Genomic DNA, 23,986 nt, shown 5'->3' with positions numbered 1-23,986 from the left:
TGCTTTTTGGAATGATGGTCTTGCCACAAACTTGCCCGACTTTTGAACGCAAAAGACCCAATTTCGGACCAACTCTCACCGCATCTCTCGTTCATTTTGGCATCATCGAGAGAACAAGCGATCAAAGGACGATCCGAGATGAAACAAAATACAGCAAAAAACAAACTCCATTATGTTGCTGGCTCACTGGCCACCGTTTTTGCAATTCTCCTGGTCGTTAGCCCCGCATTTGCTGCCACGCAAGAAAACACAAGCGCAATTGCGCTGGGAATCATCTTGCCAACACTTGCCCTTTGCTCTGCCATTATTGTTGGTGTGTGGCGACACACCACGCGTTCTAAGTTCAAACCAATTCGCGTTCGCAACACGCAACGCTAGGCCGTAAAAGTACTTACCTCCATCCTGCCCCGCTTTCCGGCCGGACTAACTCCATAGGAAAGCACACCCCCGAAAAACTTGGCCGATGCCTTACCCGCATCGGTCTTTTTTTGTGCGAAATTTCAATCCTTTCCAATCTTACCAATTGTTCATTTCACGGAAAACTTTAGGCAACGTGACTTCCCCTATCTTCAATCTCGATCAGACGCCAAACCCAAAACGCCCAATTGGTCGGGCAAAGGAAAATAAAATGAAAAAGATTTCAGCACTCGCACTTGCAGCAACACTAATCGGCACAATGTCAATCAGTGCATTGGCACCTGCTGCATTAGCTCAAGACAGCGGCAATGCAAACGCAGCCAAAGAGCAAAAGCAGGAACGAAAAGGCAAAGGTCAATACCGTCCAATTCGCGGTGGACATTCTTTCTTGGGCAGCATCTGTTCTACAGATGGCGCTGAGAATGTTGAAAAGAAACTCGAAATCTTGGCAATTCGCATCGAGCTAACGGACGATCAACGCCCTGCATTTGAAGACCTAAAAACAGCTGCGCTGACAGCACAAACAAACTTTGGCGAAGCATGTGCACCGCTAAAAGCTGAGAAGCCTGAAGGCGCCGCTGACAAGTTGAAGCACCGCACCGCAATGATGGAATTGCAACTTGAAAGCATGAACATCGTCATGCCAGCGTTTGAGAACTTCTATGAAAGCCTAACCGACGAACAAAAAGCCCAAATGGACAAAATGGGCGGCAAAAAAGGCATGAAGGGAAAACGTGGTCAGTTTGGTAAAGGTCAAAAAGGTGACGGCCCTCGTGGCCCTCAGGGCAATAGTGCCCCTGCCCCATCAAATGGCTAATCCTGACTAGCCACTGCCGGGCGACGTGCCCCCGTCGCCCGGCAACTCCCAATTCCATGCTTATTGGATGATGCTGTTCCCCAAATTCAAATGCTTCAACTGTCTCCAACAGTTGGGGCATTTATTTGTCTTGCTCCCATCAAATCGGCAAGCTACCAATATGGTTCAACCAATTTTCGGGACGATGATCATGACATTGCCATTAGACACAAAGGCGGTTCGCGCCAACTTTCCTGCGTTCGAACAGAGCGGCCTTAAAGGATGGGCCTTCTTTGAAAACGCTGGCGGCTCTTATATGGCCCAGCATGTCATTGATCATTACAACCATTACTATACCGCGCATAAATTGCAGCCCTACAACGCCTACCCCGCTTCAAAAGAAGCAGGTGCGGAAATGGACAGTGCGCATGCCCGACTTGCAAAAGCGCTCAATGTCCATGTAGATGCCATTCATATCGGCCCGTCGACCACCGCAAACACCTACACTTTGGGCAACGCATTCAGCGAAATGTTGACCGCAGGCGACGCGATTATTGTCACCAACCAGTGCCACGAGGCGAACACAGGCGCGTTCCGTAAACTGGAAAAAATCGGCGTCGAAGTACGTGAATGGCAGGTCAACAATCAGACTGCAGAACTTGAGCTGGACAGTTTGGTTGAGTTGCTCGATGACAAAGTGAAACTTGTCACCTTCCCCCATTGTTCGAACATTGTCGGCCACATCAACCCGGTCAAAAAGATCTGCGAAATCGTGCATTCCGTTGGCGCAGTAACAGTTGTAGATGGCGTCGCCTATGCCCCGCATACTTTACCAGATATCACTGATTTGGGCGTCGATATCTATTTGTTCTCCACCTATAAGACATATGGCCCGCATCAGGGCGTCATGGTCGTCGACCCTGATCTCGCGCGTAAATTGCCCAATCAAGGTCATTTTTTCAACGCGGATATTTTGGGCAAACGGCTTGTGCCTGCTGGCCCAGATCATGCCCAAATCGCGGCATGTAACGGCATTGTCGACTATTTCGATGCGCTGGCACAAATTGCTGGCACGCACGACGCGGCAGACCCCTACCGGGCAACTTCTGAGAAAATTCGCGAGCAAGAAACAGCGCTGATCGAACCACTGCTCGCATATCTGCGTGGGCGCAATGATGTGCGCATTATCGGTCCTGCAACTGCTGCAGATCGCGTGCCCACCGTGTCAATCCACTGCAATCGCCCTGGACTTGAATTGGCCGAAGAGTTGGTCGAGCACAAAATCATGGCAAGTGGCGGTCACTTTTATGCATATCGGTTGATTGAGGCCATGAATTTGGGCCTTGACCACGGCGTTTTGCGCATGTCATTTGTCCATTATACCAGCCAAGAAGAAATCGATCAGCTGATCAAAGCGCTCGACCAAGTCTTATAGTTTCATTTCGGCATCGCCTTGTTGGGCGAATTGCCCAATCGCCTTGAAAGTTGCCGCCATGTCGACTGCCAATTCGAGCACCATGTCGCGCTCAACAGCAACAGCACTGCTGATTGTTGCCACCATTATTTGGGGATCAGCCTTCATCGCTCAAAAGTCGGCGATGGATGCGATGGAGCCGCTAACATTCTTGGCGTCCCGATATCTATTGGGCGGCATACTTATTCTGCCATTGGCGATTTGGGAATCTCGGCGGGTCAACAAACCCCTCACCAGACAAGGCTGGAAGCTGATTGGCGTCTTGTTGATTGCCTTCTTCTTCGGCTCATGGCTGCAACAGATTGGTCTGCTCACCGCCTCCGTCACAAATACCGGGTTCTTGACCGGGTTTTACGTGTTCTTCGTGCCCATTTTAATGGTGATCTTCGCAAAAGCTAAATTGCACAAATTGATCTGGGTCGCGGCAGCCCTTGCATTTTGTGGGCTTTTTCTGTTGAGCGGCGGCAAAGTCGAAAACTTCGTCATTGGCGACTACTTTGTCCTTGGCAGCTCGTTCTTCTGGGCACTCTATGTGTTCAATCTGGGCAGCGCCGCGAGCATAACCCAGCGCCCGATCACAGTGTCTGCAATCATCTTTTTGATTGGCGGGTCCATCTGTGCGCTCGGTGCCGCTGGCACCGAAACCATCACCCTTGAAGGTTTTCAAATCGGTTGGGTTGAAATCTTGTACACTGGCGTTCTGTCGACGGCGATTGGTTTTACCCTGCACACCATCAGTCAGCAGCATGTCCCCACGGCCAACGCCGCTTTGATCCTATCAATGGAAAGCTTATTTGCCGCTATCGGCGCAGCGATCATATTGGGGGAAAGGTTGGAACCAACGGGATATGTTGGCATCTTGCTGATTTTCTCTGCCATCATTCTAGCAGAAGCAGGTCCGGTCTTTTTTGAACGGACCCGCAAAAAGCGAAAAACCAATTAGTTATTTTTGAGCCACGCGGTCTAAAAGCACTTCTTCGCACAAGAAGAAAACACATGCTTTGATCGACATTTTGTCTTGGCTTAATTGCTTCACCGTGCCGCTGACGTCGTGACCCTGAAAGTGAATTCTGCCACGCCATTTGTTGCGACCACGCATTGGAATTTCTGAAAACACGTTCGAGCCAACTAAATTCTTATTGTCAGCATTGATGAACTTTGGCTCGATCCAATCAACTTTGGCGCAAAGGTCGGTTCCCTTTTTGCCACAATAGCTGAACTCATAACGCGATTCTTTGTTGCCCGGCTGCCATAGGCCTTCAGGGTTCAAGGTCTGGGCCATCGCCGGACCACTCAATGAAGCCGCAAGTGCTGTTACACCGCAAATTTTGGCAAACTTATTCATCTTATCTCCAAATAAAACAGTGCCACCCGTATGCTCTGACTTAAGCACCGAGTATGGCGGCAATGTGAACCCTAATAATTTTCTGCCCTAAACCGACCAAGCATGTTCCAGCAAATACTGGTTGAGTGGCGCCATATTTTGACAAATCCCGACAATAAGATTGGAAGCTCCTTCGATATTTTCAAGTTCTACCGGATAAGTTTCTCTGCCGCTTTTCGCCACCAGCCCTTTATGGCGTAACCAATCGGCACCGGGCGCATCTTTGTCAAACCCACGCGGCACACGGGCAAGCGCGGGATCATCTAGCTTTACGCCGTGCTTCTCGACCTGCTTGACCGCCTTTGCAACTTTGTCCCCGCCGTCGCTCAAAATTTGATGGCGCATTCGATCCAGCTGTTCATTATCCAGCGCCCAACTGCCCGCACCATAACTAAACCCTTCAGGGTGAAAAACCACATGAACCCCGGGGGATTTATTCGGATGCCCGCCTGTCCAAAAGATCAAATGGATGTGGGAGTGATAGGGCGTTTTGTCTTTAGAAAACCGCGTATCCCGATAAATCCGTCGCAGCGATCCATTCAGCTTTGCTTCTGCCCGCAATGCTGGTTTCAAATCAGCCAGATCGCCTTCCAGCGTGCCAACAAGCTCAAGCACCGGGTTCACCACATCATTTTGGTAACGCGGTTTGTTGTCCTCAAACCATTCCCGATTATTATTGTCTTTTAGCTCTGAAAGAAACGACTGAATATTTGTGGCGAACATAATTCCACTCCCTAATGTCAAAAGCATGCATCAAACTGGCATGCCGATGCAATAATGTCGTTTGAAATTGCCCAGTTTCGACATTTTGCTCCAAAAGTTTTAATCCACAGCCCCTGTGGATAGTCACATTGGTGTCACAAACCGGACATGTAACTGTCAATTTCCCAAATTAGTGTCTTAAGTGTTCAAGGCGCATGCCCCGCACTTTGGACAGGAGCGTTAGCGCGAGTTGACCTCCAAGGTGTGCCGCACCCCCATTTGGTACACCAATGGCCGCTCCGTCAGCGGCCATTTTTTTGTCTAAAAATCGATTCCTTTTGGCCAATAACCTCCAAAAAGGTGGGGGCTGATGCGTTTTTCGCAGATCAAACCTTCAAAATGGAAGTGGATCTGGCCTACCATCGGCATTGAAGAACCGATTCCACAGAGACGCAACTGGGGCACAATTGATGGCAAAACTCTATTTTTCCTATGCTGCGATGAATGCAGGCAAGTCGACAATTCTGTTGCAGGCCGCCCACAACTATTTTGAACGTGGCATGCAAACACGCCTTTATACCTCTTCTCTTTATGTGGAAGACGGCGTGGGGAAAATCTCATCACGGATCGGTCTTGATGTTCCCGCAAATCTTTATGACAGCAAAATCGATCTATTCGCCGACATTGCAAAGGCCAATAAAGAGAAAAAGATCGACTGCATTTTTGTTGATGAAGCGCAATTCCTCACCAGCGAACAGGTTTGGCAATTGGCGCGCGTTGCCGATCACCTCAAAATTCCAATTATGTGCTTCGGCCTGCGCACAGACTTTCAGGGAAAACTGTTCGAGGGCTCGGCCGAGCTGCTGGCAATTGCCGACATTTTGCGTGAAATCCGCACCATTTGCGAATGCGGCTCAAAAGCCACAATGGTTGTGCGCATGGACGAAAATGGCCAAGCCATCCGCGAAGGCGATCAGGTCAGCATCGGTAAAGAGGTTTATGTCTCGCTTTGCCGTCGCCATTGGGAAGAGCGCATGCACCCCAATAAGGTGGTGAATATGGAAGGCCAAGCCGTTTCCAATACACCAGAGGATGATGACGATCTCTCTTCCCTTTCAGCATTGGGCTAAGCCATGAGCGATCAAAATGGCCCTCAGGGCGATCTCACCATTAGAACTGTCGCCATGCCGGCGGACACAAACCCCTCCGGCGACATTTTTGGCGGCTGGGTGCTCAGTCAAATGGACATCGCAGGCGGCATTGCCGCGGCAGAGAAATCAAAAAGCCGCGTCGTCACCGTTGCCGTCGAGGCCATGACATTCATTGCGCCGGTGAAAATCGGCGACGTCTTATGCGTTTACACGACAATCGAGCGGGTCGGCACAACATCCATCTCAGTCTTTATGGAAGCATGGGCACGCCGCAATCGGCTCGAGCAACGCGAAAAAGTCACAGAAGGCAAGTTTGTTTACGTGGCGTTGGATGAACACGGACAGCCTAAACCAGTCGGCTAACAGGGCCTTTCAGCCCTCCGGTTTGAGGTATTCAGTTAGATGAACTGAAACTGAACATTACCATTCAGTAACCATTCAGCAAGGTTCTGGTTAGTTGGGATCACGGAACAAGTGAAACCTCTAACTGGGAGATCTGAAATGAACTTTCGCAAACTGACCAAAATAGCCGCCCTTGCAACAATGGGCATCTTTATCACCGCTTCATCAGCATTCGCCTTCGCGGCTAAGGCCACTACAGCGCTCAACATCCGCTCTGGCCCTGGCACTGGCTACGATGTAGTCGACGCCCTTTATAAGGGCGAGACCGTCAACGTTCAAAAATGCACCAAATCCAAAAAATGGTGCTACATCGTTCACGGTGGTCCTGATGGTTGGGTTTCTGGCAAATATTTGGCTAAAAAAGGCTCAAGCACGCCAAGCAAGCCGAAAAAGCCAAAACATAGTTCAAACGAGCCAAGCGTAACATTTGGCTTCCAGTTCGGCTCAAATGGATCATCATTCTCATTCGGCTTTTCTGACAACGACAATAACTACCGCCCACACCGTCCACGCAAAGCCCGCATCTGCTTCTATTCTGGCGCACACTATTCCGGCAAGAAGGCATGTGTACCGGCTGGCACAAAGGACAACTTGCTATCAAGTCGCTGGAACGACCGTATTTCGTCAATCAAAATCATTGGCGATGCAGCAGTCAAAGTGTGTAAGCACAAAAACTACAACGGCAAATGCCGCACATTCGACCACTCTGTGCCAAAGCTTGGTCGTCGCCTAAATGATGAAATCTCATCATTCAAATCTTACCGCTACTAATAAGCGGCAACAAAATGACCTCCAACTCACCCTGGCAGCAATGCCGGGGTGATGTCGGTTCAGCGTCAATGACGTTGTTTGTGCCTCAATAATGCCGCCTTCGTCGGCTTTCATGCAGACATAATGAAGAATTGCGAGATTTAAAATGAAGATCATTTCCATTTTCTCCGCCCTCATTTTGGCCATCGGTGTCGCAACTGGCGGCTGGCTGCTTGGCCAATCTCTCGAGAATAGCCGCAAGCCCCTACGTACAGTATCCGTAAAAGGTCTGGCCGAGAAAAATGTAAAAGCAGATCTAGGATTTTGGCCCATTAGGTTTGTAGCCACCGGTCCATCGCTTGAAGCCGCCCGCAATAATCTGGAAACGTCAGAGCAAGCCGTTCGACAGTTTTTGACCTCCCGCGGGTTTCAAGATAGCGAAATCGAAGTGCAAAATGTTCGGGTGGAAGACAGATATGCGGGCTACAATGGCGGCAACTTCGCCGCCGACGTCCGGTTCAATCTCAACCAAGATATGTTGGTCACAACTAACAAAGTAGACGAACTCAATTTGGCGTCCCGCGATATCGGCGAACTGTTGAAAGCTGGCGTTGTGTTTTCATCAGACAGTTGGTCAGGCGGACCAAGCTTTGTATTCACCGGCATTGCAGACCTTAAAGGCGAAATGCTAACCGAAGCAACCAAACGCGCCCGCGAGGCAGCCCAACAATTCGCAGAACAATCTCAATCAAATGTCGGCAACATCCAAACGGCGAACCAAGGTGTTTTCCAAATCCTGCCCGCAGTTGATATTCCGAATGACCGACCAGACAAGCAGATTGATAAGCGCGTACGTGTTGTGAGCACCATCACCTATTTCCTCGCGGATTAGAGATCTTTGGTTTGTTGAATCAGCTCATTAACTTGGTTCATTGACTTGGGGCTATTGGCCATCGATGATGCGGTTTTCCACAATCATCAGGCCATGTGAATGAACGCTCCGCAAACCAAAATCCGCAAGATGAGCCAATCAGAGTTTGATGTCTGGTTGCCTCATTGCACCGCTGAGTTTGCCAAGGAGAAGGCGCAAGCTCTAGAGATCGCAGATGACCAAGCTCAAAAACTGTCGCAGGAATCGTTTGAGCGCACACTTCCAAATGGGTTAGCGAGCAAAGATAGCTACCTATTCTCAATTTTGAACGGAGCCGAACATGTCATCGGCACTATTTGGTTTGTGATTTCAACAAAGTGGGACGTAACATCTGCCTTCATTTATGACTTGGAAATTCATCCGAATTACCGGCGGCAGGGGCACGCCAAGGCCGCCATGTCATTGATAGAGCCAGAGGCAAAAAAACACGGGGCAACTAAAATTGCCCTTCATGTGTTTGGCTTCAACCACGGCGCCGCCGATCTTTACAAAACCCTTGGCTATCAAATAACAGACTTGAATATGGCCAAACCACTCTAGCCACATCGCTTGTTCTTGAGACCTTGGCATACTTGCCAAAATGTCGCACCCATGCAAAGTTTTGCGCAGCTGTATCGGGGGCGACGGCTAATTCAGGGGAACCGCTCCCATATTTAATGGGGACTATTATGGAAGAACTCACCGCAAATGTAAGCTGGCTCGCAATTATTGTAGGCGCGGTTGTGGCCTTTTTAGTTGGATGGCTTTGGTATTCACCAAAATTGTTTGGCACCAAATGGGCAGAAGGCAGCAAGGTTGAACTGGGCAATGCAGCCGAAATGCCGATGTTGGCAATGCTGACCCAAGCTTTGGGGCTGATCGGTGTTGCATGGGTTGTTGCGATTACGGCAGCGACGAACAGCCTACTGACCATCATCTTAATCACAATTTCTTTCACGTTGCTGCAATGGTCTGGCAACTCGTTCACGCAGAAAACCACTTACGCCAAAATGGTCGACGCTGGTTACTGGGTGGTCGCAGTTGTAATCATGATCATCGTTCAAGGTATTCTTTAAAATAGAAATGGGGCCCGCACTTGCGGGCCCCAATCACCAAATTTTGCCAAATTGCAAAACATCAAAAACTCCCGCTAGTGAGCGGGCGCATCGCCTTCTGCTGCTGGCGGCCGATGCACAAAAAACGACAGCACAACAGCTACCAGAAAGATCGAAGCGCCAAAGATGAAGGCAAGCCGAATGCCATCTGCCCGCGCCGTGATTTCATTCAGCCCTGCTTCTGTCGACAATCGTATTTGAATGGACATCACCGCGATAAACAGTGCGACGCCGGCAGCCCCGGCAACCTGCTGAATGCTGCCCAGCATCGCGCTACCATGCGAATAGAGCATCGGCGGTACAGAACCAAGCGCTGCGGTAAATAGTGGCGTAAAGATCAGCGCCAAGCCAATGCTAAGCACAATATGTCCAACCAAAATGTTCCAGATACTTGTGTCCAGACCTACCCTCGTCAATGCCCAAAGCACCGCAGATACGATAACCGTGCCCGGAATGACTAGGGGACGCGGCCCAAACCGATCATAAAGACGGCCCACACTTGGTGCCAACAACCCCATGATCAAACCACCTGGCAATAGCATAAGGCCGGTTTGCAAGGCATCAATGCCCAGCACATTTTGGGTATAGATTGGCAACAAGATGATCGTGCCTAATAATGTCGCCATGCTGATGGCAAGCATTGTTAAGCTAATCGAGTAAAGTTTGGATTGGAACGTGCGAAAATCGAGCAAAGCGGCGTCCTTTTTCTGCAAGGAAAGCTGCCGCAATATGAATATAACCATCACCACGGCACCGATCAACAAAATCGCCCAACCCGGCAGACCACCTTCTTGACCCGCGCCTTCGCCACCAAAACTCGATAGGCCATAAACCAGTCCGCCAAAAGCAATTGCGGAAAGAACTACCGATAGAATGTCCAGCGGCGCGTAACGCGGTTCGGTCACGTTTTTCATTAGTCTTGCACCCAAAACCAACGCCAATATTGAAATGGGCAGCACCAAAATGAACAACCAGCGCCACTCCATATAGCTCAGAATAAAGCCTGAGATGGTGGGCCCAATCGCCGGAGCAACGGAGATAACAATCGAAATATTACCCATCATTTTGCCGCGAGAGTCTGGCGGCACCAATGTCATAACGGTTGTCATCAATAAAGGCATCATAATCGCAGTGCCTACCGCTTGTACAACGCGGCCAAAGATCAACAGTTCAAGGCCAGGTGAAACTGCACAAATGAGTGTACCAACCGAAAAAATGCTCATCGCCATGATGAAAATCGGACGTGTATTCATGCGCTGGATCAAGAACCCCGTTACTGGGATCACAACCGCCATTGTTAGCAAAAACGCGGTGGTTAGCCATTGCACTGAGCTTGGTGTGGCGTTCAGCGCCACCATCAAGCGCGGCAGTGCCACCGTCATGATGGTTTCATTGAGAAACACGACAAAAGTGGAAGCTAACAATAGTCCAATGACCAAATTGTTGCGTGCCGAATTGTCTGTTTCTGGACCGCTCATATCTGCCGCATCAGCGGATGTTTGTTCTGAAGTCGTCATAATTACCTTCTTCGCAAAAAAAGCGAAAGCAAATGGATAGCGCACATCCCATGGTGCGAACCCGGTCAAAAAGGACCAGCGCCAAGGGAGTCAGCCGTTCATAATCAATACTATACTTTTGGAAACGCCGATGGTCGGCAAGCAGGAAAGGGCTTGAACATGCCTGCACAGTGTCCAAAATTATTGGTAGTGTCAATGTAGGATTTTAATACGCTGTAATCTTAACAATTGCAAACTTGTTCCCTTTACGTTCCGAACGCGATCACATATATTCACTTGTAAGGGCTGGCAGCCAAAACACACCTTCTCCACTAAGGTTACTCCATGAGCGACGATAAAAAATCAGAACGGCCCAGCAAGCCAGATTTCTCGATTGATGAATTCATCTCTGAGATCGAGAAAGCAGAAGACATCGAATCTGCGAAACGGCTGCCACAACAACGGCTCAAAAACGCCCGCGCCTTGGACCGAGCCGAAGCCGCAGAAGCCAAGCGACGCACCACCAAAACGTCAAATCCTGACACTGCCACCGGCATGTCAAAAAAGTCACCCAAGTCAAAGGCCAATTCGGTGGAGCGGCCTGAAAATTTGGATGGATTTGCTGAAGCGCCCCAAGCCGGATTTGTATCTCCAGGCAAACCGATTGAAGCCAAGTCTGGTGTTTCGGAGACCGTTAAGGCGTTGGAAAACCTCATTCAATATGGCCGAGAGGAAGTTGAAGGCGTTGACGCTTGGAAACCGCACCGACCCACAAGGCCAGCCAAAGTTGAAGGCGGCATCCAATTTGAGTTGGACACCAAATTCACCCCGCAAGGCGACCAGCCAACAGCCATTGCGGAGCTGAAAGAGGGCATCAATAACGGCGAAACAGACCAAGTTTTGCTGGGGGTAACCGGCTCCGGTAAAACGTTCACCGTCGCGTCACTGATCGCCGATACCCAGCGCCCTGCCCTCATTCTAGCACCCAACAAAACATTGGCCGCTCAACTTTACGGGGAATTCAAAAGTTTCTTTCCCAACAATGCGGTGGAATATTTCGTTTCGTTTTACGACTATTATCAGCCCGAAGCCTATGTGCCGCGCACCGACACATTTATCGAAAAAGAATCAACCATCAACGATCAAATCGACCGCATGCGCCATTCCGCCACCCGTGCGGTGTTGGAGCGCGACGATGTGATCATTGTGGCTTCGGTGTCGTGCATTTATGGTATTGGTTCGGTTGAGGGTTACACCTCGATGATCGTTGACGTTCACGAAGGTCAAAAAATCGACCAGCGTGAGTTTCTCGCGAACTTGGTCGCCCTACAATATAAGCGAAACGAAGCCAGTTTTGTCCGCGGAACATTTCGGGTCCGTGGCGACACCATTGAGATATTCCCAGCCCACTATGATAGTGCCGCATGGCGCGTGACTTTGTGGGGCGATGAGATCGAAAGCATCGTGGAATTTGATCCGCTAACGGGCAAAAAAGCCGCCCAGCTCAAGAATGTTCGCATTTACGCAAACTCGCACTATGTAACGCCGCGACCAACGTTGAACCAAGCCTTCAAATTCATCAAAGCGGAGCTGCAAGCGCGCCTGCAAGAGTTGAACGGCATGGGGCGTTTTCTTGAAGCGCAGCGCTTGGAACAGCGCACGCTGTTTGATTTGGAAATGCTAGAAGCCACCGGATCTTGCGCGGGCATTGAAAACTATTCGCGCTATCTCACCGGCCGACAGCCAGGTGAGCCACCCCCAACATTGTTTGAATATTTGCCTGATGATGCACTTGTGTTTATCGACGAAAGTCATGTGACCATCGGCCAACTTGGCGCCATGTATCGCGGTGATTTCCGCCGGAAAGCGACTTTGGCCGAATATGGCTTCCGCTTGCCTTCCGCCATGGACAACCGTCCGTTGCGATTTGAAGAATGGAACGCGATGCGGCCCCAGTCCGTTTATGTGTCCGCAACGCCGGGCAAATGGGAGATGGACCAAACCGGCGGCGTGTTTGCAGAGCAAATCATTCGACCAACCGGCCTAATTGACCCACCAGTTGAAATCCGTCCAGCGGCAAATCAAGTCGATGACGTCATTGATGAAATCAAGAAAACCGCCCAACTGGGGTACCGCACTTTGGTGACCACTTTGACCAAGAAGATGGCCGAAGATTTGACGGAATATATGCATGAACAGGGCATCAAAGTCCGCTATATGCATTCGGATACAGACACGATTGAACGGATCGAAATTATCCGTGATTTGCGGCTGGGAGCCTTCGATGTGCTTGTTGGCATCAACTTGTTGCGCGAAGGTTTGGACATACCTGAATGTGCGCTCGTCGCCATTCTGGATGCGGACAAAGAAGGGTTCTTGCGATCCGAAACGTCTCTGATCCAAACGATTGGCCGCGCGGCGCGTAATGTCGATGGCAAGGTGGTCCTTTACGCTGACAAAGTCACTGGCTCCATGGAACGCGCGATGACAGAAACAACCCGTCGCCGTGAAATTCAAATGGCATTCAATAAGGCCAACGGTATTACCCCTCAGTCTATCAAGTCCAATATCAAAAATATCATGGATTCAGTTTATGAGGGTGACCGCGTTACTGTGGGCACTGGAAAAGATCAGATCTCCAAAGGTGGCGTTCATGTTGGTGACAATCTGGCAGCAACGATCAAAGATTTGGAAGGCAAAATGCGCGAAGCCGCAACCAACCTTGAGTTTGAGGAAGCTGCGAGGCTGCGCGATGAAGTTAAGCGTCTTAAGGATATGGAGTTGGATATTATCGATTAGCAGCAGATCAGTTGACCAAATTGATGGGGTGCAATCACCCCTGAAGCCGCATATTCGCTCCAATATGAATGAATGATCTGCTGCAGTCCGCAACATATATTTAACCTTTAGCTCAAATACTGTGTTCGATAATAAATTCAATTATTTCTAGCATCTCGCGTGGCCCAGTATGTTGACAGAAAAACAAATCGAATTGATCCGAAATTCTGCGGGCCAACTCGCCATGTTGGACATTCCAGCAACAAATACATTTTACTCAAATCTGTTTGAGGAGGCGCCAGCTGTTCGGTTCATGTTTCCCGAAGACATCTACGAGCAAAGCGAAAAGCTTTGGAAGTCCATTGTTGCTGTGGTCGAAAACATCGAAGATTTGGGGAAGATCAATGCAGTGCTCAAAGAAATGGGCGCGCGCCATGTTGATTATGGCGTAAAAGCTGAACATTATCCGGTCGTTGCACAAGTGTTGGTGAAAACCATGTCGAGCGTAACAGATGATTGGACAGACGAACACGCCACCGCATGGGCCCATGCGCTGGAACAAGTTTGTGCCACAATGCTTGAGGGCGCAAAAGAGGCCGAAGCGGAGGCTTAGGCCATAATCTTGTTGAAAATCGCACCGCCTACAATTGGGCGGTGCAATTTACGCTGCCTCAGCGGTGCGCCCATATGCCAAATGGCGATCGAATATTGGCGTCACATGCGACAATTTCACCACGAATTCACCCGCCACAATTGATTTATGTCAACTCTGACCTCAAATCATCGGCGCATAGTACGCGCAAGTTATCAAATATGGTTGCAAGTCGAGTCGTCCTATCTGGAATTGATTTCAGGCCAACAATCCTTGGTGACTTCAGCGCTTCTTCATCAAGGCGCTGTGCAATAATCTTGGCGGGTAGGCAATCATCTCATGCCTCGCAAATTATCCGCTCAAGTCTTTGCAAACTAGTGTTCGGGCAGGTGTGGGCATGTCTCGCGATCATCCCCTATCTGATCTCTCCGCGTATGCTGCGCTTGTCCGTTCTAGTTTGCTCAATCCGCTTCATCTCAACGTTGAACGAATGGCTTCACGCTCCTTTTGCCGCTCTCGCCACCAGACGAACAGTCCCGCACCCACGGTCAATGAGGCACCAAATAGGCTAATTAGGTCAATCCAATGACCAAAGAATATGATGGTCATAACTATTGAAGCTGGCAAAATCAGGAAGTTAAACGGTTGCAACGCGCTCGCGGGCGCCTCTCTATAGGCCATTGTAAACAATGTGTGCGCCACATTGGCGGTTACAATTACCAACCCGATCAGCAGCCAACCATTTAGCGTTATTGGCACCATGTTAAACGCACCAACCGCAGTCGAAAGCACGACCCCAACCAGCGCCATATAGACCATCGAGGTTGAAGTGCTGTCGTGCTGCGCGACCAAGCGGGTCAGAACGGTATAAAGCCCAAAAGTCGCCACTGCGCCCAACTGAAACCAAACGCCAATATTTACTTCTTGAAAGCCCGGGCGAATGATTATCATAGCGCCGATAAAGCCCACGCCGATTGCCGACCAGCGGAAAATACCAACTTTCTCCCCCAAAATGGGTATGGCGAACAGGGTTACAACGATTGGGAACAGCATGAAAATCGCTTGCAGGTCAGACAGTGGCATAAATTGAAGCGCAGCGCTAAAGCACCAGATGTCGACCACCAGTAATACGCCGCGAGATAATTGCAGAAACGGTCGTTTGGTGCGGAATGCTTGGCGAATTGGCCCCTCGCGCATCACCCAAACAAGTGTAAAAACTGCAACACCCCAGAACCGGATCATCACAATTTGGGTTGGCGGATAATCAGTTACAAGCATCTTAACCGCAACATCTTGCACGGAAAAAATCAGTATTGAAATCAAGGTAAGGGCAATACCCTTTGAAATATTGTTCCCTGTAACTGGGCTTGGGCTATTCATAAACTGGACCTGATATGCAGCGGGTTTGGCGGATGCCAAGCTGGATTTAAGAAGTTGACCCTAGCATCGAAATCCGCAAACGCCTACACTCATCAGCCCCAAATCAATTCGAATAGACGAGCCACAATGCCCCACATAATCATCGAATATGCCGATCCAATCGCAACAGAGCATAATTTGGATAACCTCTGTAAATCCTTATGCGACGCCGCACTAAATTCGGGGGTTTTTACGGAATTAAAGGACATCAAGGTTCGCGCAATTGCCGCCAGCAACTGGTATCATTCCGTTGAAAATAAAAGCTTCGTGCACGTTACGGTCCGGTTGATCGCCGGACGAACTGAGGAACAAAAAAGTACAGTAACCACCGCGCTATTTGAAGAATTGGAGAAAAGATTGCCAACAGTTGGCACCATCTCGGTGGACATCAAAGAGCTTGACCCAGCAACGTATAAAAGACGGACGCTCTAGGCCCTGTGGCCGAGTTCGCCCGCCCCTGAATTCATCGCCACAAATATTGGCGTCCGAATTTGGTCTATTTATTGGCTGCCATCATTTTGCGAACCACGCCAACTATTGCTGTAAGCGCGCCACCGCCAACTACTCCCGCAACACCGTCACCAGCTAAGCCCATGCCGCTGACCGCTTCAAGGCCGGGAATAACGCCCAGCAACGATGCGCCGCCTAATCCGCCAATTGCACCGGCAATTGTATTTCCCATCGTCCCAAGGTTTACGTCTTTTAACGCACGTCCCACGCCATTGCCGCCTATTCCGCCGGCAATCACCTGAATAAGTAGTGGTAAAATTGCTTCCATTTTCCCCTCCATTTTTTTGGCAAATCTTTTGACCTGCAATTGCGATCCTAACCCGTGGCAAAAGCAAAAAGAAGCCGAAGAAAAAACATTGTCTGACAATAATTGCGAGTACCCTATGCTTCCAATTTCCCCAAATTAGATTAGAGTTGTTCAACAGAGAAGGACAATTAACGATGCGGTTATTTGCGATACTGATAGCGACATTGCTGGCGATCCCTACGGCTTATGCAGACAATTTTGGGGAAAAGCGCGCCTATTTCAAGGATTGGTTGGCAGCTTGCAGACCAAACACCAACTACTGTTCGGTCATAACCTATATTAACCCAAATCCAGCTAATGGAACGGTCGCGGACTATTGGTTCAGGGTCGGCCGACATCAAGATGGCACCGATTGGGAACTCTCGCTAACAACGGTTAAAACACAGCCCGCAAACGCGACCTCCTTCTACATGCATGTTGGTGAAGACTTCTATCCCTATACAAAAGGCGGCACGGCGCGCGCGTTTGGCGCCATCAACGACATATTTCTTTCCGGTGATCAAGCAACCACAATGTTCAAGAAAATGATCACAGACGACAAGCTCACGGTCGATTTCGACGACACAAATGGCAATAGTGTCAATTTAGAATTCTCTTTATCCGGCTTAACCGCTGCGTTGTTGTGGGTGGATGACCAGCAGGACCGGGTCGGCGATCCACGCACTGTCGGTACACTCCCCATGCGCCTGAACTTGGCCGAACCAAATCTGGAAATTCCGAACCAGGTGCCCGCAGCCATCATCGAGCAACATACCAAAGATCAAAATTGCGATGCGCTTTCGGACCTTGTTCATGGATCGGAATGGGAAATTCACCAAGTCAACAACACCACTTTGCTCTATATGATGCCTTGCACAGCGGGTGCCTACAATTTTGGGTACACGTTCTATACCCAATCAACACAATATGAAGGGGTATCAAAACTGCTATTTGCGGACTATTGGGCGCCCATGGGGTGGACCGGCACTGACATTCTCATCAATGCCCATTATGATCCGGCAACCCGAATTCTTTCCAGTTTCTACAAAGGGCGAGGTATCGGTGATTGCGGCAATGCAGGTGAATGGGTTTGGGAAGATTACGGATTTAAGATGAACTCATTTCACGCCAAAGAAAAGTGTGATGGAGAGCCATACGAGTTCCCTCAAATCTTCCCCGCACCTAGCAAATAGAGAACTAAATTGGTCAAAACCATTTCACTAACCGCGCTGGCGATGATTGCGTTTGCCGCCAATTCAGTCTTCACGCGTTTCGGATTGGCAGAGACCAATATCGATCCTGTGATGTTCACCACCATTCGCCTGATTTCTGGCGCTGCTGCTCTGTTCATCCTCGTCTGGGCGCAACACCGAACCATACCAAACCTCAAAGCCGCTGGCTCTTGGCTCGGCGCTGCTTCGTTGGGCGCTTATGCAATATTCTTTTCTTTCGCCTATTTAACGCTGGGTGCAGGATTGGGCGCATTGATCTTATTTGCTTCGGTGCAAATCACGATGATCATTTGGGCAATCGTTAAAGGTGAACGCCCAGGTCCCATTGAAATTCTTGGCATTGTGATCGCCTTTGGTGCATTTACCTACCTGGTATCCCCAGGCCTAGTAGCGCCCGACCCTATCGGCACCTTTCTGATGGTCATCTCTGGCATTAGCTGGGGTGTTTATTCGTTGCTTGGCCGCGGATCTACTAACGCGACCCGAGACACAATGGGTAATTTTGTTCGTACTGTACCGGTTGCCGTGCTGGCCATGGTCGTCGTATCGCTGGCATCGGGCAGTTGGGCCGTAGATATTCAAGGCATCATCTTTGCCTGCCTCTCGGGCGTTTTAGCTTCCGGTATGGGCTATGCGGTGTGGTATCTGGTATTGCCCCAGCTCACGCGCACCAGCGCAGGGGTTGTGCAATTGACAGTGCCCGCCATCGCAACATTAGGTGGCGTTCTGTTTCTTAGTGAACAACTCACAACCCGGTTCGTTATCGCCAGCATATTGATTCTATTGGGTGTTGCCCTCGCGACCATCTTCAAAAAGAAGGTTTAGCCAAACTGGTGCTACCCAAACGCGCTGGAAAACACAAAATACAGAGCGACAAGGTAGGGCAGCGCCAAAACGACAATACCTGCGCGCGCAAACTTGTTAGAAAAGCGCCGCCACATCACAACCGCCAAACTGATCCCAACAATGGTTTCAATCGTACTGACCCAGTCCCCATAATATTGGGACTGCCAATAGGAAATTGGGGAATGAAAACGACCATCGCTTAATGGCCAGAAATGCACGTGAGCATCATCTGCATGAACTGGGAAATCGGCCAAAACATGCAACAAGCAAGCCGCGGAAAACAAAGCCAGCGCAAGCCAAAGCGAGTGTCGTTCCGGGTTTCGTCTCCGTAAGAACATGAAGGCCAGCAACGCAACAATGTAAAGTGGGATGGAATTTGAAAATGCGGATAAAAACTGCCACGGCTCTTGCCAATATAGCCCGTCCGGTTCCCGCCACATATTACTGACTTGAAAGCCGGGGATCCGACTAACCAAAACCATCAAAAACACGGACAAATCGGGGAAAAACCCACCAAAAACAACTAACAAATTTTGCCGACGAGTAAACTTTTTGCGAGTCAACGCGGCCGTTGCAATCAAGATATGTGTGGTTGTCAGCATCGCAATCTCCAGAATTCCAGTCGTAAAGGCAAAAATATGTTCTGACTAGCGCATCAACTAAGTTGTGATGTCTTTACATATAAATACCAATCCCCATATGTGTCACTCTTGTGTTTTGTGGTGATCTTTGCCACTACCTTGCGCACGCACTTTAGAGAAAAAGGTTCAAATGCCATATTTGCTGCTCGCCTTGGGCCTCGCTACATTGGTTGTAACTGGTGATTTGTTGGTTCGCGGTGCGGTTGGCCTGTCCAATCGCATGGGCATTCCACCCCTAGTTATCGGTCTTACCGTCGTTGCATTTGGCACCTCCGCGCCAGAACTTGTGGTCTCGTTATCTGCTGCAGCAGAAGGCGCTCCCGGACTTTCCATAGGCAATGTTGTTGGCTCAAACATCACGAACATCTTGTTCGTGCTTGGTGTGCCCGCCCTGTTTTTCTCAATTAACTGCAAGCAAACCGGGCTGCGTCGTTCCGCGACGTTCATGGTATTCGTCAGCATTTTGCTGATTGTTTTGAGCCTTGATCACATCATCAGTTTTACGGACGGTCTTTTGCTCGTCGTCTTGCTTGCTGGCTATCTCATTTACAATGGCTTTGAAGCCATGCGCATGCGGAAAAAGGGTCAAGCAATCGAAGAGATCGTTGAAGAGATCGATGACGCCCCTGACGATGGCCGCAAAATCACCATTTACCTCATCATTGGCATTATTGGATTGCCACTTGGCGGCAAATTAACAACCGACAGCGCGCTGGATATCGCTTCGATCATGGGCATTGCCGAAAGCGCGGTCGGCTTGTCGATTGTTGCATTGGGCACCTCGTTGCCCGAATTCGCTGCAGGCATGGCCGCAGCCCTTCGCCGTCAATCAGCCGTCGCAATCGGCAACGCGGTCGGGTCGAACATCTTCAACATTCTTTCCATCGTTGGCGTAACGTCGATGATCATTCCACTGCAGGTTGACGCCAATTTCTTGGCATTCGACTATTGGGTAATGCTCTTAATTTCCGTCGGATTGTTGCCGATCATTTTCATGCATCGCAACATCGGACGGTTTGAGGGTATCATCATGGCCGCGTTTTATGTGATGTATTTGTTCCTCGTGTTCCAGGTTGGACACGAGGTTATCGAGGGGAGCTTTTAGGCAAAATGGGACAGCCAGTCGCCCTAATTACTGGAGCAGCAGATCGCATTGGCGCTGCAATGGCCAAAGCGCTCGCTAGTGACGGCTACCAGACCATTATTCATTACAATTCATCTGAAGAAAAAGCCGAAGCTCTTGCCGCTGAAATCACATCAGCCGGCGGCACGACAGCGTCCATTGGCGCAAACTTACTCCATCGTGAGGAACGGGCCGATTTAATCGACCGCGCCAACAAAATTTTCGGTCCGCTGGCGGTGCTCATCAACAACGCATCGATCTTCCAGCCTGACAGCATTGAGAATCTATCAGACGAATTGTGGCAAACACATTTCAGCCTCCACGCCGAAGCCCCAGTGTTTCTTGCAAGCGACTTTGCTAAGCAACTTCCTGACACAATACGCGGCAACGTTATCAACATGATCGACCAGCGTGTGTGGGCCCTCAAGCCAACATTCTTTTCCTACACGCTATCAAAATCCGCCTTATGGACAGCCACCCAAACGATGGCCCAGTCCTTGGCACCGCGCATTCGGGTCAATGCAATTGGCCCGGGGCCAACCATTAAAAACATCCATCAAGCGCAGGCAGATTTCGAAAAAGAGATCAAAAGTCTTCCATTGCAAGTTGGGCCGCAGCTCGATGAAATTTGCGACGCAGTTCGCTTCATTCTTTCCACCCCATCAATGACGGGTCAAATGATGGCGCTTGATGGTGGCGAGCACTTGAAGTGGACGCATAAAGGTGAAAACATCGCACAATAATGAGCGAAACAACCACCTCACCCGGCCCTGACATCATCAAGAAATTCGTTAAAGCGCTGCCCAGTGGGCCAGGCGTTTACCGGATGTTTGATGATGGGGAAAATGTCATTTATGTGGGCAAGGCACGCAATCTAAAAGCCCGGGTCACCAACTACACCCGCTATGAAGGCAATTCCATTCGCATCGGCCGGATGATTTCGGCCACCCGTTCCATGGAGTTTGTCACTACAAATACGGAAAGCGAGGCCCTGCTTTTAGAAGCGAACATGATCAAGCGGCTCAAGCCCCGCTATAATGTTTTGCTGCGCGACGACAAGAGCTTTCCCTATATTTTGATGGCCATGGAACATGAGGCCGCAGAACTCACCAAACACCGAGGTGTGCGGCGCAAAAAGGGACATTATTTCGGCCCCTTTGCCTCGGTGACAGCGGTCAATAGAACCATCACATCATTGCAAAAAGCATTTTTGCTGCGCAACTGTTCAGACAGTTATTATGAGGGACGAACCCGCCCCTGCCTTCAACATCAGATCAAACGCTGTGCCGCACCATGCACGGGCGAAATATCAATTGAAGATTATCAATTACTGGTCGACGACGCCGTAAAGTTTCTTACCGGCAAATCTCGATCTGTGCAGGCCAACCTGTCTGAAGAAATGCAAAAGGCAGCTGAAGATTTAGACTTTGAGCGCGCCGCCCTGCTTCGTGATCGGATTGCGGCCCTTTCCTTGATCCAAGGGCAAGGCGATATGAGCGCGCAGACCGTCGTTGATGCGGATATTTTCGCCATCCATCAAGAAGCTGGAAAGTTCTGCATTCAAGTGTTTTTCTATCGCGCTCATCAGAACTGGGGCAACCGCGCTTATTACCCTCGTGCGGATAAGAGCCTTGAAGAGGGCGAAGTGCTAACGGCGTTCATTGCGCAGTTTTATGAAGCCCGTGTGCCGCCCAAATTGATCCTGCTTTCGCACGAAACCGAAGAACCTAAACTGCTGGGCGAAGCCCTAGCCATTCGCGCCGAGCGCAAAGTTGAAATATTAACTCCGCAGCGCGGCGAGAAACGCACTCTGGTTGAAAACGCATTGAACAATGCACGTCAAGCGCTGGGCAGACAATTGTCTGAAACGGCGTCGCAAACCCAACTGCTAGAGGGCATGGCCAAGACGTTTGGTTTGGTCGAAACGCCCCGGCGCATTGAGGTTTACGACAACTCCCATATTCAGGGCACCAACGCCGTCGGTGGCATGGTCGTTGCCGGACGCGAAGGTTTTTCAAAAAAGCACTATCGGACGTTCAACATCAAATCGACAGACATCACCCCCGGGGATGATTTTGGCATGATGCGGGAAGTCCTGGAGCGCCGTTTCACAAGGCTGGTCAACGAATATAAGCCAGAAGAAGTCGCCGAAGACACTGACAAGGACGCCATGCCAGATTGGCCAGACGTGTTGCTTATTGATGGCGGCAAGGGCCAAATGAGCGCCGTCAGAGAAACGCTGAAGCAGTTTAATTTACCGCAAAAAGTGACTGTCATCGGCATAGCAAAGGGCGAAGAACGCAACGCTGGCCGCGAAACATTCATTCTCGAAGGACGAGAGCCGTTCATGTTGCCTGCCCGCGATCCGGTGCTCTACTATCTGCAAAGACTGCGCGACGAAGTGCACCGTTTCGCCATCGGCACCCATAGGGCGAAGCGAAGCAAGCAGATCGTCAAAAATCCACTGGATGAAATTGAAGGCATTGGCCCAACACGCAAGAAGGCTTTGCTTGGTCATTTCGGATCAGCAAAAGCGGTGAGCGGCGCGACACTGAAAGACCTGCAATCCATCTCAGGGATTTCAAAACAAATGGCGCAAATCATCTATGATCATTTCAATCGCTCTTGACCTAAACGCACGCATCCTATTGCTTGGTCACATGATAATTTGAAGGGCAACATCTGTGAACTTACCAAACATGCTGACAATGTCCCGCATCGTGCTCATCCCGGTCATTGTTGCGCTCATTTTCATGGACGGCCAGACCACCCAATGGATCGCCTTCATTCTCTACGTCATCGCCGCCCTAACAGATTTCCTTGACGGCTATCTCGCGCGTCGCATGCAAATCGTTTCGCCACTCGGGCGCATGCTTGACCCGATTGCAGATAAACTAATCGTTGGCGCGTTGCTCATCGTCTTCGCGTTTGATGGCAGTTTTGATATGTCGCTCGTCATTGCCGCAATCATGATTATGTTGCGCGAAATCGCCGTCGCTGGCCTACGCGAACATTTGGGTGCAGAGCAAATCACGGTGCATGTATCTGGCCTCGCAAAGTATAAAACAACCGCCCAACTAATTGCCCTTGGATTCGTGATGTTGCTCCCCCTTATCCCCGGTCTTGCGGTTCTCGCTCATGGCGCGATGTGGGTCGCAACCGGGCTGACCGTTTACACTGGCTACGAGTATTTCAAACAAGCTTGGCCACATTTGAATGAAGAAAAAGCATGAAAATCCTTTATTTCGCTTGGCTTCGGGAACGTATGAACAAAGGTAGTGAAGACGTTTCGCCGCCCCAAACTATTACAACGATTGCCCAGCTCATGGACTGGAAGGCAGAAAATGACGAAACATTTGCCCTCGCCTTTTCTGACCGTGCCATAATCAGGGCTTCAATCGATGACGAATTGGTGGACCATGATGCGCAAATCCAAGATGCTCGGGAAATTGCATTTTTTCCCCCTATGACCGGTGGCTAATGTGAAAGTCCAAATCCAACAGGATGTTTTTGATCCCGGCCAACTCACCAATCAATTCATTGCCAAATATCAAGAAGTTGGCGCCGTGGCGACATTCACCGGTTTGGTGCGCTCAACGCCGGATCAACCCATTGAGGCACTAATTCTTGAGCACCACCCAACCATGGCGCAAAAGCAAATTGAACGATTTGCAACAGAAGCGATGGAGAAATTCGAGCTGGTCGATATTTCAGTGGTCCATCGTTTTGGCGAGATGAAAGTCGGCGAAGTCATCGTGCACGTCATGGCCGCATCCCGTCATCGACAGGCTGCATTTGACGGCGCAAATTACGTGATGGATTGGCTAAAAACCGACGCTCCGTTCTGGAAGCAAGAAGTCACCTCAGACGGCACACATTGGGTTCAACATCGCAGTGATGACGATGTAGCACGGCAAAAATGGCAAACAAAAACGCCGCCCAAACCTTAAGGGCGACGTTCA

General features: G+C 49.9%; 27 protein-coding genes. 21 read left to right on the top strand and 6 right to left on the bottom strand.

The window, feature by feature from the left end:
- Positions 1–138: 138 nt before the first annotated feature.
- From AC2D8L_RS01205 to AC2D8L_RS01190, 4 genes are all read left to right on the top strand, one after another.
- Positions 139–378, top strand: a complete 240-nt coding sequence (locus AC2D8L_RS01205; protein WP_484683627.1) for a hypothetical protein — start codon at positions 139–141, stop codon at positions 376–378.
- Between the two features lie 250 nt (positions 379–628).
- Complete coding sequence (locus AC2D8L_RS01200; protein WP_484683626.1) at positions 629–1,234, top strand: Spy/CpxP family protein refolding chaperone; 606 nt, start codon at positions 629–631, stop codon at positions 1,232–1,234.
- A 190-nt stretch (positions 1,235–1,424) separates the two neighbouring features.
- Positions 1,425–2,648: an aminotransferase class V-fold PLP-dependent enzyme gene (locus AC2D8L_RS01195; protein ID WP_484683625.1), complete on the top strand. Its 1,224-nt coding sequence runs from the start codon at positions 1,425–1,427 to the stop codon at positions 2,646–2,648.
- Positions 2,649–2,706: 58 nt separating this feature from the next.
- Positions 2,707–3,630, top strand: a complete 924-nt coding sequence (locus tag AC2D8L_RS01190) for a DMT family transporter (protein ID WP_484683624.1) — start codon at positions 2,707–2,709, stop codon at positions 3,628–3,630.
- Here AC2D8L_RS01190 and AC2D8L_RS01185 read toward each other — a convergent pair whose 3' ends face one another.
- Positions 3,631–4,032: a DUF2147 domain-containing protein gene (locus AC2D8L_RS01185; RefSeq protein ID WP_484683623.1), complete on the bottom strand. Its 402-nt coding sequence runs from the start codon at positions 4,030–4,032 to the stop codon at positions 3,631–3,633. It lies immediately after the preceding gene.
- An 87-nt stretch (positions 4,033–4,119) separates the two neighbouring features.
- A complete protein-coding gene (locus AC2D8L_RS01180) occupies positions 4,120–4,794 on the bottom strand; it encodes a DUF2461 domain-containing protein (RefSeq protein ID WP_484683622.1) in 675 nt (224 codons plus the stop codon).
- A 449-nt stretch (positions 4,795–5,243) separates the two neighbouring features.
- On the opposite strand from AC2D8L_RS01180, the gene AC2D8L_RS01175 reads away from it, so the two are divergent.
- From AC2D8L_RS01175 to AC2D8L_RS01150, 6 genes are all read left to right on the top strand, one after another.
- The gene (locus AC2D8L_RS01175; RefSeq protein ID WP_484683621.1) at positions 5,244–5,903 is read left to right on the top strand and encodes a thymidine kinase; all 660 of its coding nucleotides are present in this window, start codon (positions 5,244–5,246) and stop codon (positions 5,901–5,903) included.
- 3 nt (positions 5,904–5,906) lie between these two features.
- Positions 5,907–6,287 (top strand): acyl-CoA thioesterase, encoded by a 381-nt coding sequence (locus AC2D8L_RS01170; RefSeq protein WP_484683620.1) that lies wholly within the window; start codon positions 5,907–5,909, stop codon positions 6,285–6,287.
- A 138-nt stretch (positions 6,288–6,425) separates the two neighbouring features.
- Positions 6,426–7,097, top strand: a complete 672-nt coding sequence (locus tag AC2D8L_RS01165) for an SH3 domain-containing protein (protein ID WP_484683619.1) — start codon at positions 6,426–6,428, stop codon at positions 7,095–7,097.
- Positions 7,098–7,242: 145 nt separating this feature from the next.
- Positions 7,243–7,968, top strand: a complete 726-nt coding sequence (locus AC2D8L_RS01160) for an SIMPL domain-containing protein (RefSeq protein WP_484683618.1) — start codon at positions 7,243–7,245, stop codon at positions 7,966–7,968.
- 99 nt (positions 7,969–8,067) lie between these two features.
- Positions 8,068–8,547 (top strand): GNAT family N-acetyltransferase, encoded by a 480-nt coding sequence (locus AC2D8L_RS01155; RefSeq protein ID WP_484683617.1) that lies wholly within the window; start codon positions 8,068–8,070, stop codon positions 8,545–8,547.
- A 128-nt stretch (positions 8,548–8,675) separates the two neighbouring features.
- Positions 8,676–9,062, top strand: coding sequence for a DUF1761 domain-containing protein (locus tag AC2D8L_RS01150; RefSeq protein WP_484683616.1), 387 nt, complete (start codon positions 8,676–8,678; stop codon positions 9,060–9,062).
- Positions 9,063–9,136: 74 nt separating this feature from the next.
- Here the strand turns inward: AC2D8L_RS01150 and AC2D8L_RS01145 are convergent, their stop codons facing one another.
- Entirely contained in the window at positions 9,137–10,618 is a 1,482-nt protein-coding gene (locus AC2D8L_RS01145) for an MDR family MFS transporter (RefSeq protein WP_484683615.1), read from the bottom strand.
- A 324-nt stretch (positions 10,619–10,942) separates the two neighbouring features.
- Between AC2D8L_RS01145 and uvrB the strand changes: the two genes are divergently transcribed.
- The gene (gene uvrB / locus AC2D8L_RS01140; RefSeq protein WP_484683614.1) at positions 10,943–13,396 is read left to right on the top strand and encodes an excinuclease ABC subunit UvrB; all 2,454 of its coding nucleotides are present in this window, start codon (positions 10,943–10,945) and stop codon (positions 13,394–13,396) included.
- Positions 13,397–13,565: 169 nt separating this feature from the next.
- Complete coding sequence (locus AC2D8L_RS01135; RefSeq protein ID WP_484683613.1) at positions 13,566–13,988, top strand: globin domain-containing protein; 423 nt, start codon at positions 13,566–13,568, stop codon at positions 13,986–13,988.
- A gap of 450 nt (positions 13,989–14,438) precedes the next feature.
- On the opposite strand, the gene AC2D8L_RS01130 is transcribed toward AC2D8L_RS01135, so the two are convergent.
- Positions 14,439–15,347 carry a DMT family transporter gene (locus AC2D8L_RS01130; protein ID WP_484683612.1) on the bottom strand — a complete coding sequence of 303 codons (909 nt, stop codon included), beginning with the start codon at positions 15,345–15,347 and terminating at the stop codon, positions 14,439–14,441.
- Positions 15,348–15,473: 126 nt separating this feature from the next.
- On the opposite strand from AC2D8L_RS01130, the gene AC2D8L_RS01125 reads away from it, so the two are divergent.
- Complete coding sequence (locus AC2D8L_RS01125; protein ID WP_484683611.1) at positions 15,474–15,818, top strand: 5-carboxymethyl-2-hydroxymuconate Delta-isomerase; 345 nt, start codon at positions 15,474–15,476, stop codon at positions 15,816–15,818.
- Positions 15,819–15,882: 64 nt separating this feature from the next.
- On the opposite strand, the gene AC2D8L_RS01120 is transcribed toward AC2D8L_RS01125, so the two are convergent.
- On the bottom strand, positions 15,883–16,164 hold the full coding sequence (locus tag AC2D8L_RS01120; protein ID WP_484683610.1) for a hypothetical protein: 282 nt from the start codon (positions 16,162–16,164) through the stop codon (positions 15,883–15,885).
- A 173-nt stretch (positions 16,165–16,337) separates the two neighbouring features.
- On the opposite strand from AC2D8L_RS01120, the gene AC2D8L_RS01115 reads away from it, so the two are divergent.
- Together AC2D8L_RS01115 and AC2D8L_RS01110 are read left to right on the top strand one after the other, a co-directional pair.
- The gene (locus AC2D8L_RS01115; RefSeq protein WP_484683609.1) at positions 16,338–17,375 is read left to right on the top strand and encodes a DUF1176 domain-containing protein; all 1,038 of its coding nucleotides are present in this window, start codon (positions 16,338–16,340) and stop codon (positions 17,373–17,375) included.
- Between the two features lie 9 nt (positions 17,376–17,384).
- Positions 17,385–18,239, top strand: a complete 855-nt coding sequence (locus tag AC2D8L_RS01110; protein WP_484683608.1) for a DMT family transporter — start codon at positions 17,385–17,387, stop codon at positions 18,237–18,239.
- 11 nt (positions 18,240–18,250) lie between these two features.
- Here the strand turns inward: AC2D8L_RS01110 and AC2D8L_RS01105 are convergent, their stop codons facing one another.
- Entirely contained in the window at positions 18,251–18,862 is a 612-nt protein-coding gene (locus AC2D8L_RS01105) for a hypothetical protein (RefSeq protein WP_484683607.1), read from the bottom strand.
- A 127-nt stretch (positions 18,863–18,989) separates the two neighbouring features.
- Between AC2D8L_RS01105 and AC2D8L_RS01100 the strand changes: the two genes are divergently transcribed.
- The 6 genes from AC2D8L_RS01100 to AC2D8L_RS01075 are packed head-to-tail and all read left to right on the top strand — an operon-like array spanning position 18,990 to position 23,974.
- A complete protein-coding gene (locus AC2D8L_RS01100) occupies positions 18,990–20,006 on the top strand; it encodes a calcium/sodium antiporter (protein WP_484683606.1) in 1,017 nt (338 codons plus the stop codon).
- Positions 20,007–20,011: 5 nt separating this feature from the next.
- Positions 20,012–20,767, top strand: coding sequence for an SDR family oxidoreductase (locus AC2D8L_RS01095; protein WP_484683605.1), 756 nt, complete (start codon positions 20,012–20,014; stop codon positions 20,765–20,767).
- On the top strand, positions 20,767–22,653 hold the full coding sequence (uvrC, locus tag AC2D8L_RS01090) for an excinuclease ABC subunit UvrC (protein WP_484683604.1): 1,887 nt from the start codon (positions 20,767–20,769) through the stop codon (positions 22,651–22,653). Before AC2D8L_RS01095 ends, uvrC begins: the two co-directional genes overlap by 1 nt.
- A 55-nt stretch (positions 22,654–22,708) precedes the next feature.
- Positions 22,709–23,257, top strand: coding sequence for a CDP-diacylglycerol--glycerol-3-phosphate 3-phosphatidyltransferase (gene pgsA / locus AC2D8L_RS01085; protein WP_484683603.1), 549 nt, complete (start codon positions 22,709–22,711; stop codon positions 23,255–23,257).
- Positions 23,254–23,505, top strand: a complete 252-nt coding sequence (moaD, locus tag AC2D8L_RS01080) for a molybdopterin converting factor subunit 1 (RefSeq protein ID WP_484683602.1) — start codon at positions 23,254–23,256, stop codon at positions 23,503–23,505. The genes pgsA and moaD overlap by 4 nt, the downstream gene beginning before the upstream one ends.
- Before the next feature lies 1 nt (position 23,506).
- Positions 23,507–23,974: a molybdenum cofactor biosynthesis protein MoaE gene (locus AC2D8L_RS01075; protein WP_484683601.1), complete on the top strand. Its 468-nt coding sequence runs from the start codon at positions 23,507–23,509 to the stop codon at positions 23,972–23,974.
- The last annotated feature ends 12 nt before the right edge of the window (positions 23,975–23,986 follow it).

The sequence above is a fragment of the Maritalea sp. YIW29 genome, from assembly GCF_057219265.1.
The sequence above is the reverse complement of the archived record's forward strand: the minus strand, read 5'-3'. Positions and strand labels throughout refer to the sequence as shown.

Excerpts from the sequence above, each read along its gene's own strand:
- AC2D8L_RS01205 (WP_484683627.1), top strand. The coding sequence starts at position 139 with ATGAAACAAAATACAGCAAAAAACAAACTCCATTATGTTGCTGGCTCA.
- AC2D8L_RS01200 (WP_484683626.1), top strand. The coding sequence starts at position 629 with ATGAAAAAGATTTCAGCACTCGCACTTGCAGCAACACTAATCGGCACA.
- AC2D8L_RS01195 (WP_484683625.1), top strand. The coding sequence starts at position 1,425 with ATGACATTGCCATTAGACACAAAGGCGGTTCGCGCCAACTTTCCTGCG.
- AC2D8L_RS01190 (WP_484683624.1), top strand. The coding sequence starts at position 2,707 with ATGTCGACTGCCAATTCGAGCACCATGTCGCGCTCAACAGCAACAGCA.
- AC2D8L_RS01185 (WP_484683623.1), bottom strand. The coding sequence starts at position 4,032 with ATGAATAAGTTTGCCAAAATTTGCGGTGTAACAGCACTTGCGGCTTCA.
- AC2D8L_RS01180 (WP_484683622.1), bottom strand. The coding sequence starts at position 4,794 with ATGTTCGCCACAAATATTCAGTCGTTTCTTTCAGAGCTAAAAGACAAT.
- AC2D8L_RS01175 (WP_484683621.1), top strand. The coding sequence starts at position 5,244 with ATGGCAAAACTCTATTTTTCCTATGCTGCGATGAATGCAGGCAAGTCG.
- AC2D8L_RS01170 (WP_484683620.1), top strand. The coding sequence starts at position 5,907 with ATGAGCGATCAAAATGGCCCTCAGGGCGATCTCACCATTAGAACTGTC.
- AC2D8L_RS01165 (WP_484683619.1), top strand. The coding sequence starts at position 6,426 with ATGAACTTTCGCAAACTGACCAAAATAGCCGCCCTTGCAACAATGGGC.
- AC2D8L_RS01160 (WP_484683618.1), top strand. The coding sequence starts at position 7,243 with ATGAAGATCATTTCCATTTTCTCCGCCCTCATTTTGGCCATCGGTGTC.
- AC2D8L_RS01155 (WP_484683617.1), top strand. The coding sequence starts at position 8,068 with ATGAACGCTCCGCAAACCAAAATCCGCAAGATGAGCCAATCAGAGTTT.
- AC2D8L_RS01150 (WP_484683616.1), top strand. The coding sequence starts at position 8,676 with ATGGAAGAACTCACCGCAAATGTAAGCTGGCTCGCAATTATTGTAGGC.
- AC2D8L_RS01145 (WP_484683615.1), bottom strand. The coding sequence starts at position 10,618 with ATGACGACTTCAGAACAAACATCCGCTGATGCGGCAGATATGAGCGGT.
- uvrB (WP_484683614.1), top strand. The coding sequence starts at position 10,943 with ATGAGCGACGATAAAAAATCAGAACGGCCCAGCAAGCCAGATTTCTCG.
- AC2D8L_RS01135 (WP_484683613.1), top strand. The coding sequence starts at position 13,566 with ATGTTGACAGAAAAACAAATCGAATTGATCCGAAATTCTGCGGGCCAA.
- AC2D8L_RS01130 (WP_484683612.1), bottom strand. The coding sequence starts at position 15,347 with ATGAATAGCCCAAGCCCAGTTACAGGGAACAATATTTCAAAGGGTATT.
- AC2D8L_RS01125 (WP_484683611.1), top strand. The coding sequence starts at position 15,474 with ATGCCCCACATAATCATCGAATATGCCGATCCAATCGCAACAGAGCAT.
- AC2D8L_RS01120 (WP_484683610.1), bottom strand. The coding sequence starts at position 16,164 with ATGGAAGCAATTTTACCACTACTTATTCAGGTGATTGCCGGCGGAATA.
- AC2D8L_RS01115 (WP_484683609.1), top strand. The coding sequence starts at position 16,338 with ATGCGGTTATTTGCGATACTGATAGCGACATTGCTGGCGATCCCTACG.
- AC2D8L_RS01105 (WP_484683607.1), bottom strand. The coding sequence starts at position 18,862 with ATGCTGACAACCACACATATCTTGATTGCAACGGCCGCGTTGACTCGC.
- AC2D8L_RS01095 (WP_484683605.1), top strand. The coding sequence starts at position 20,012 with ATGGGACAGCCAGTCGCCCTAATTACTGGAGCAGCAGATCGCATTGGC.
- uvrC (WP_484683604.1), top strand. The coding sequence starts at position 20,767 with ATGAGCGAAACAACCACCTCACCCGGCCCTGACATCATCAAGAAATTC.
- moaD (WP_484683602.1), top strand. The coding sequence starts at position 23,254 with ATGAAAATCCTTTATTTCGCTTGGCTTCGGGAACGTATGAACAAAGGT.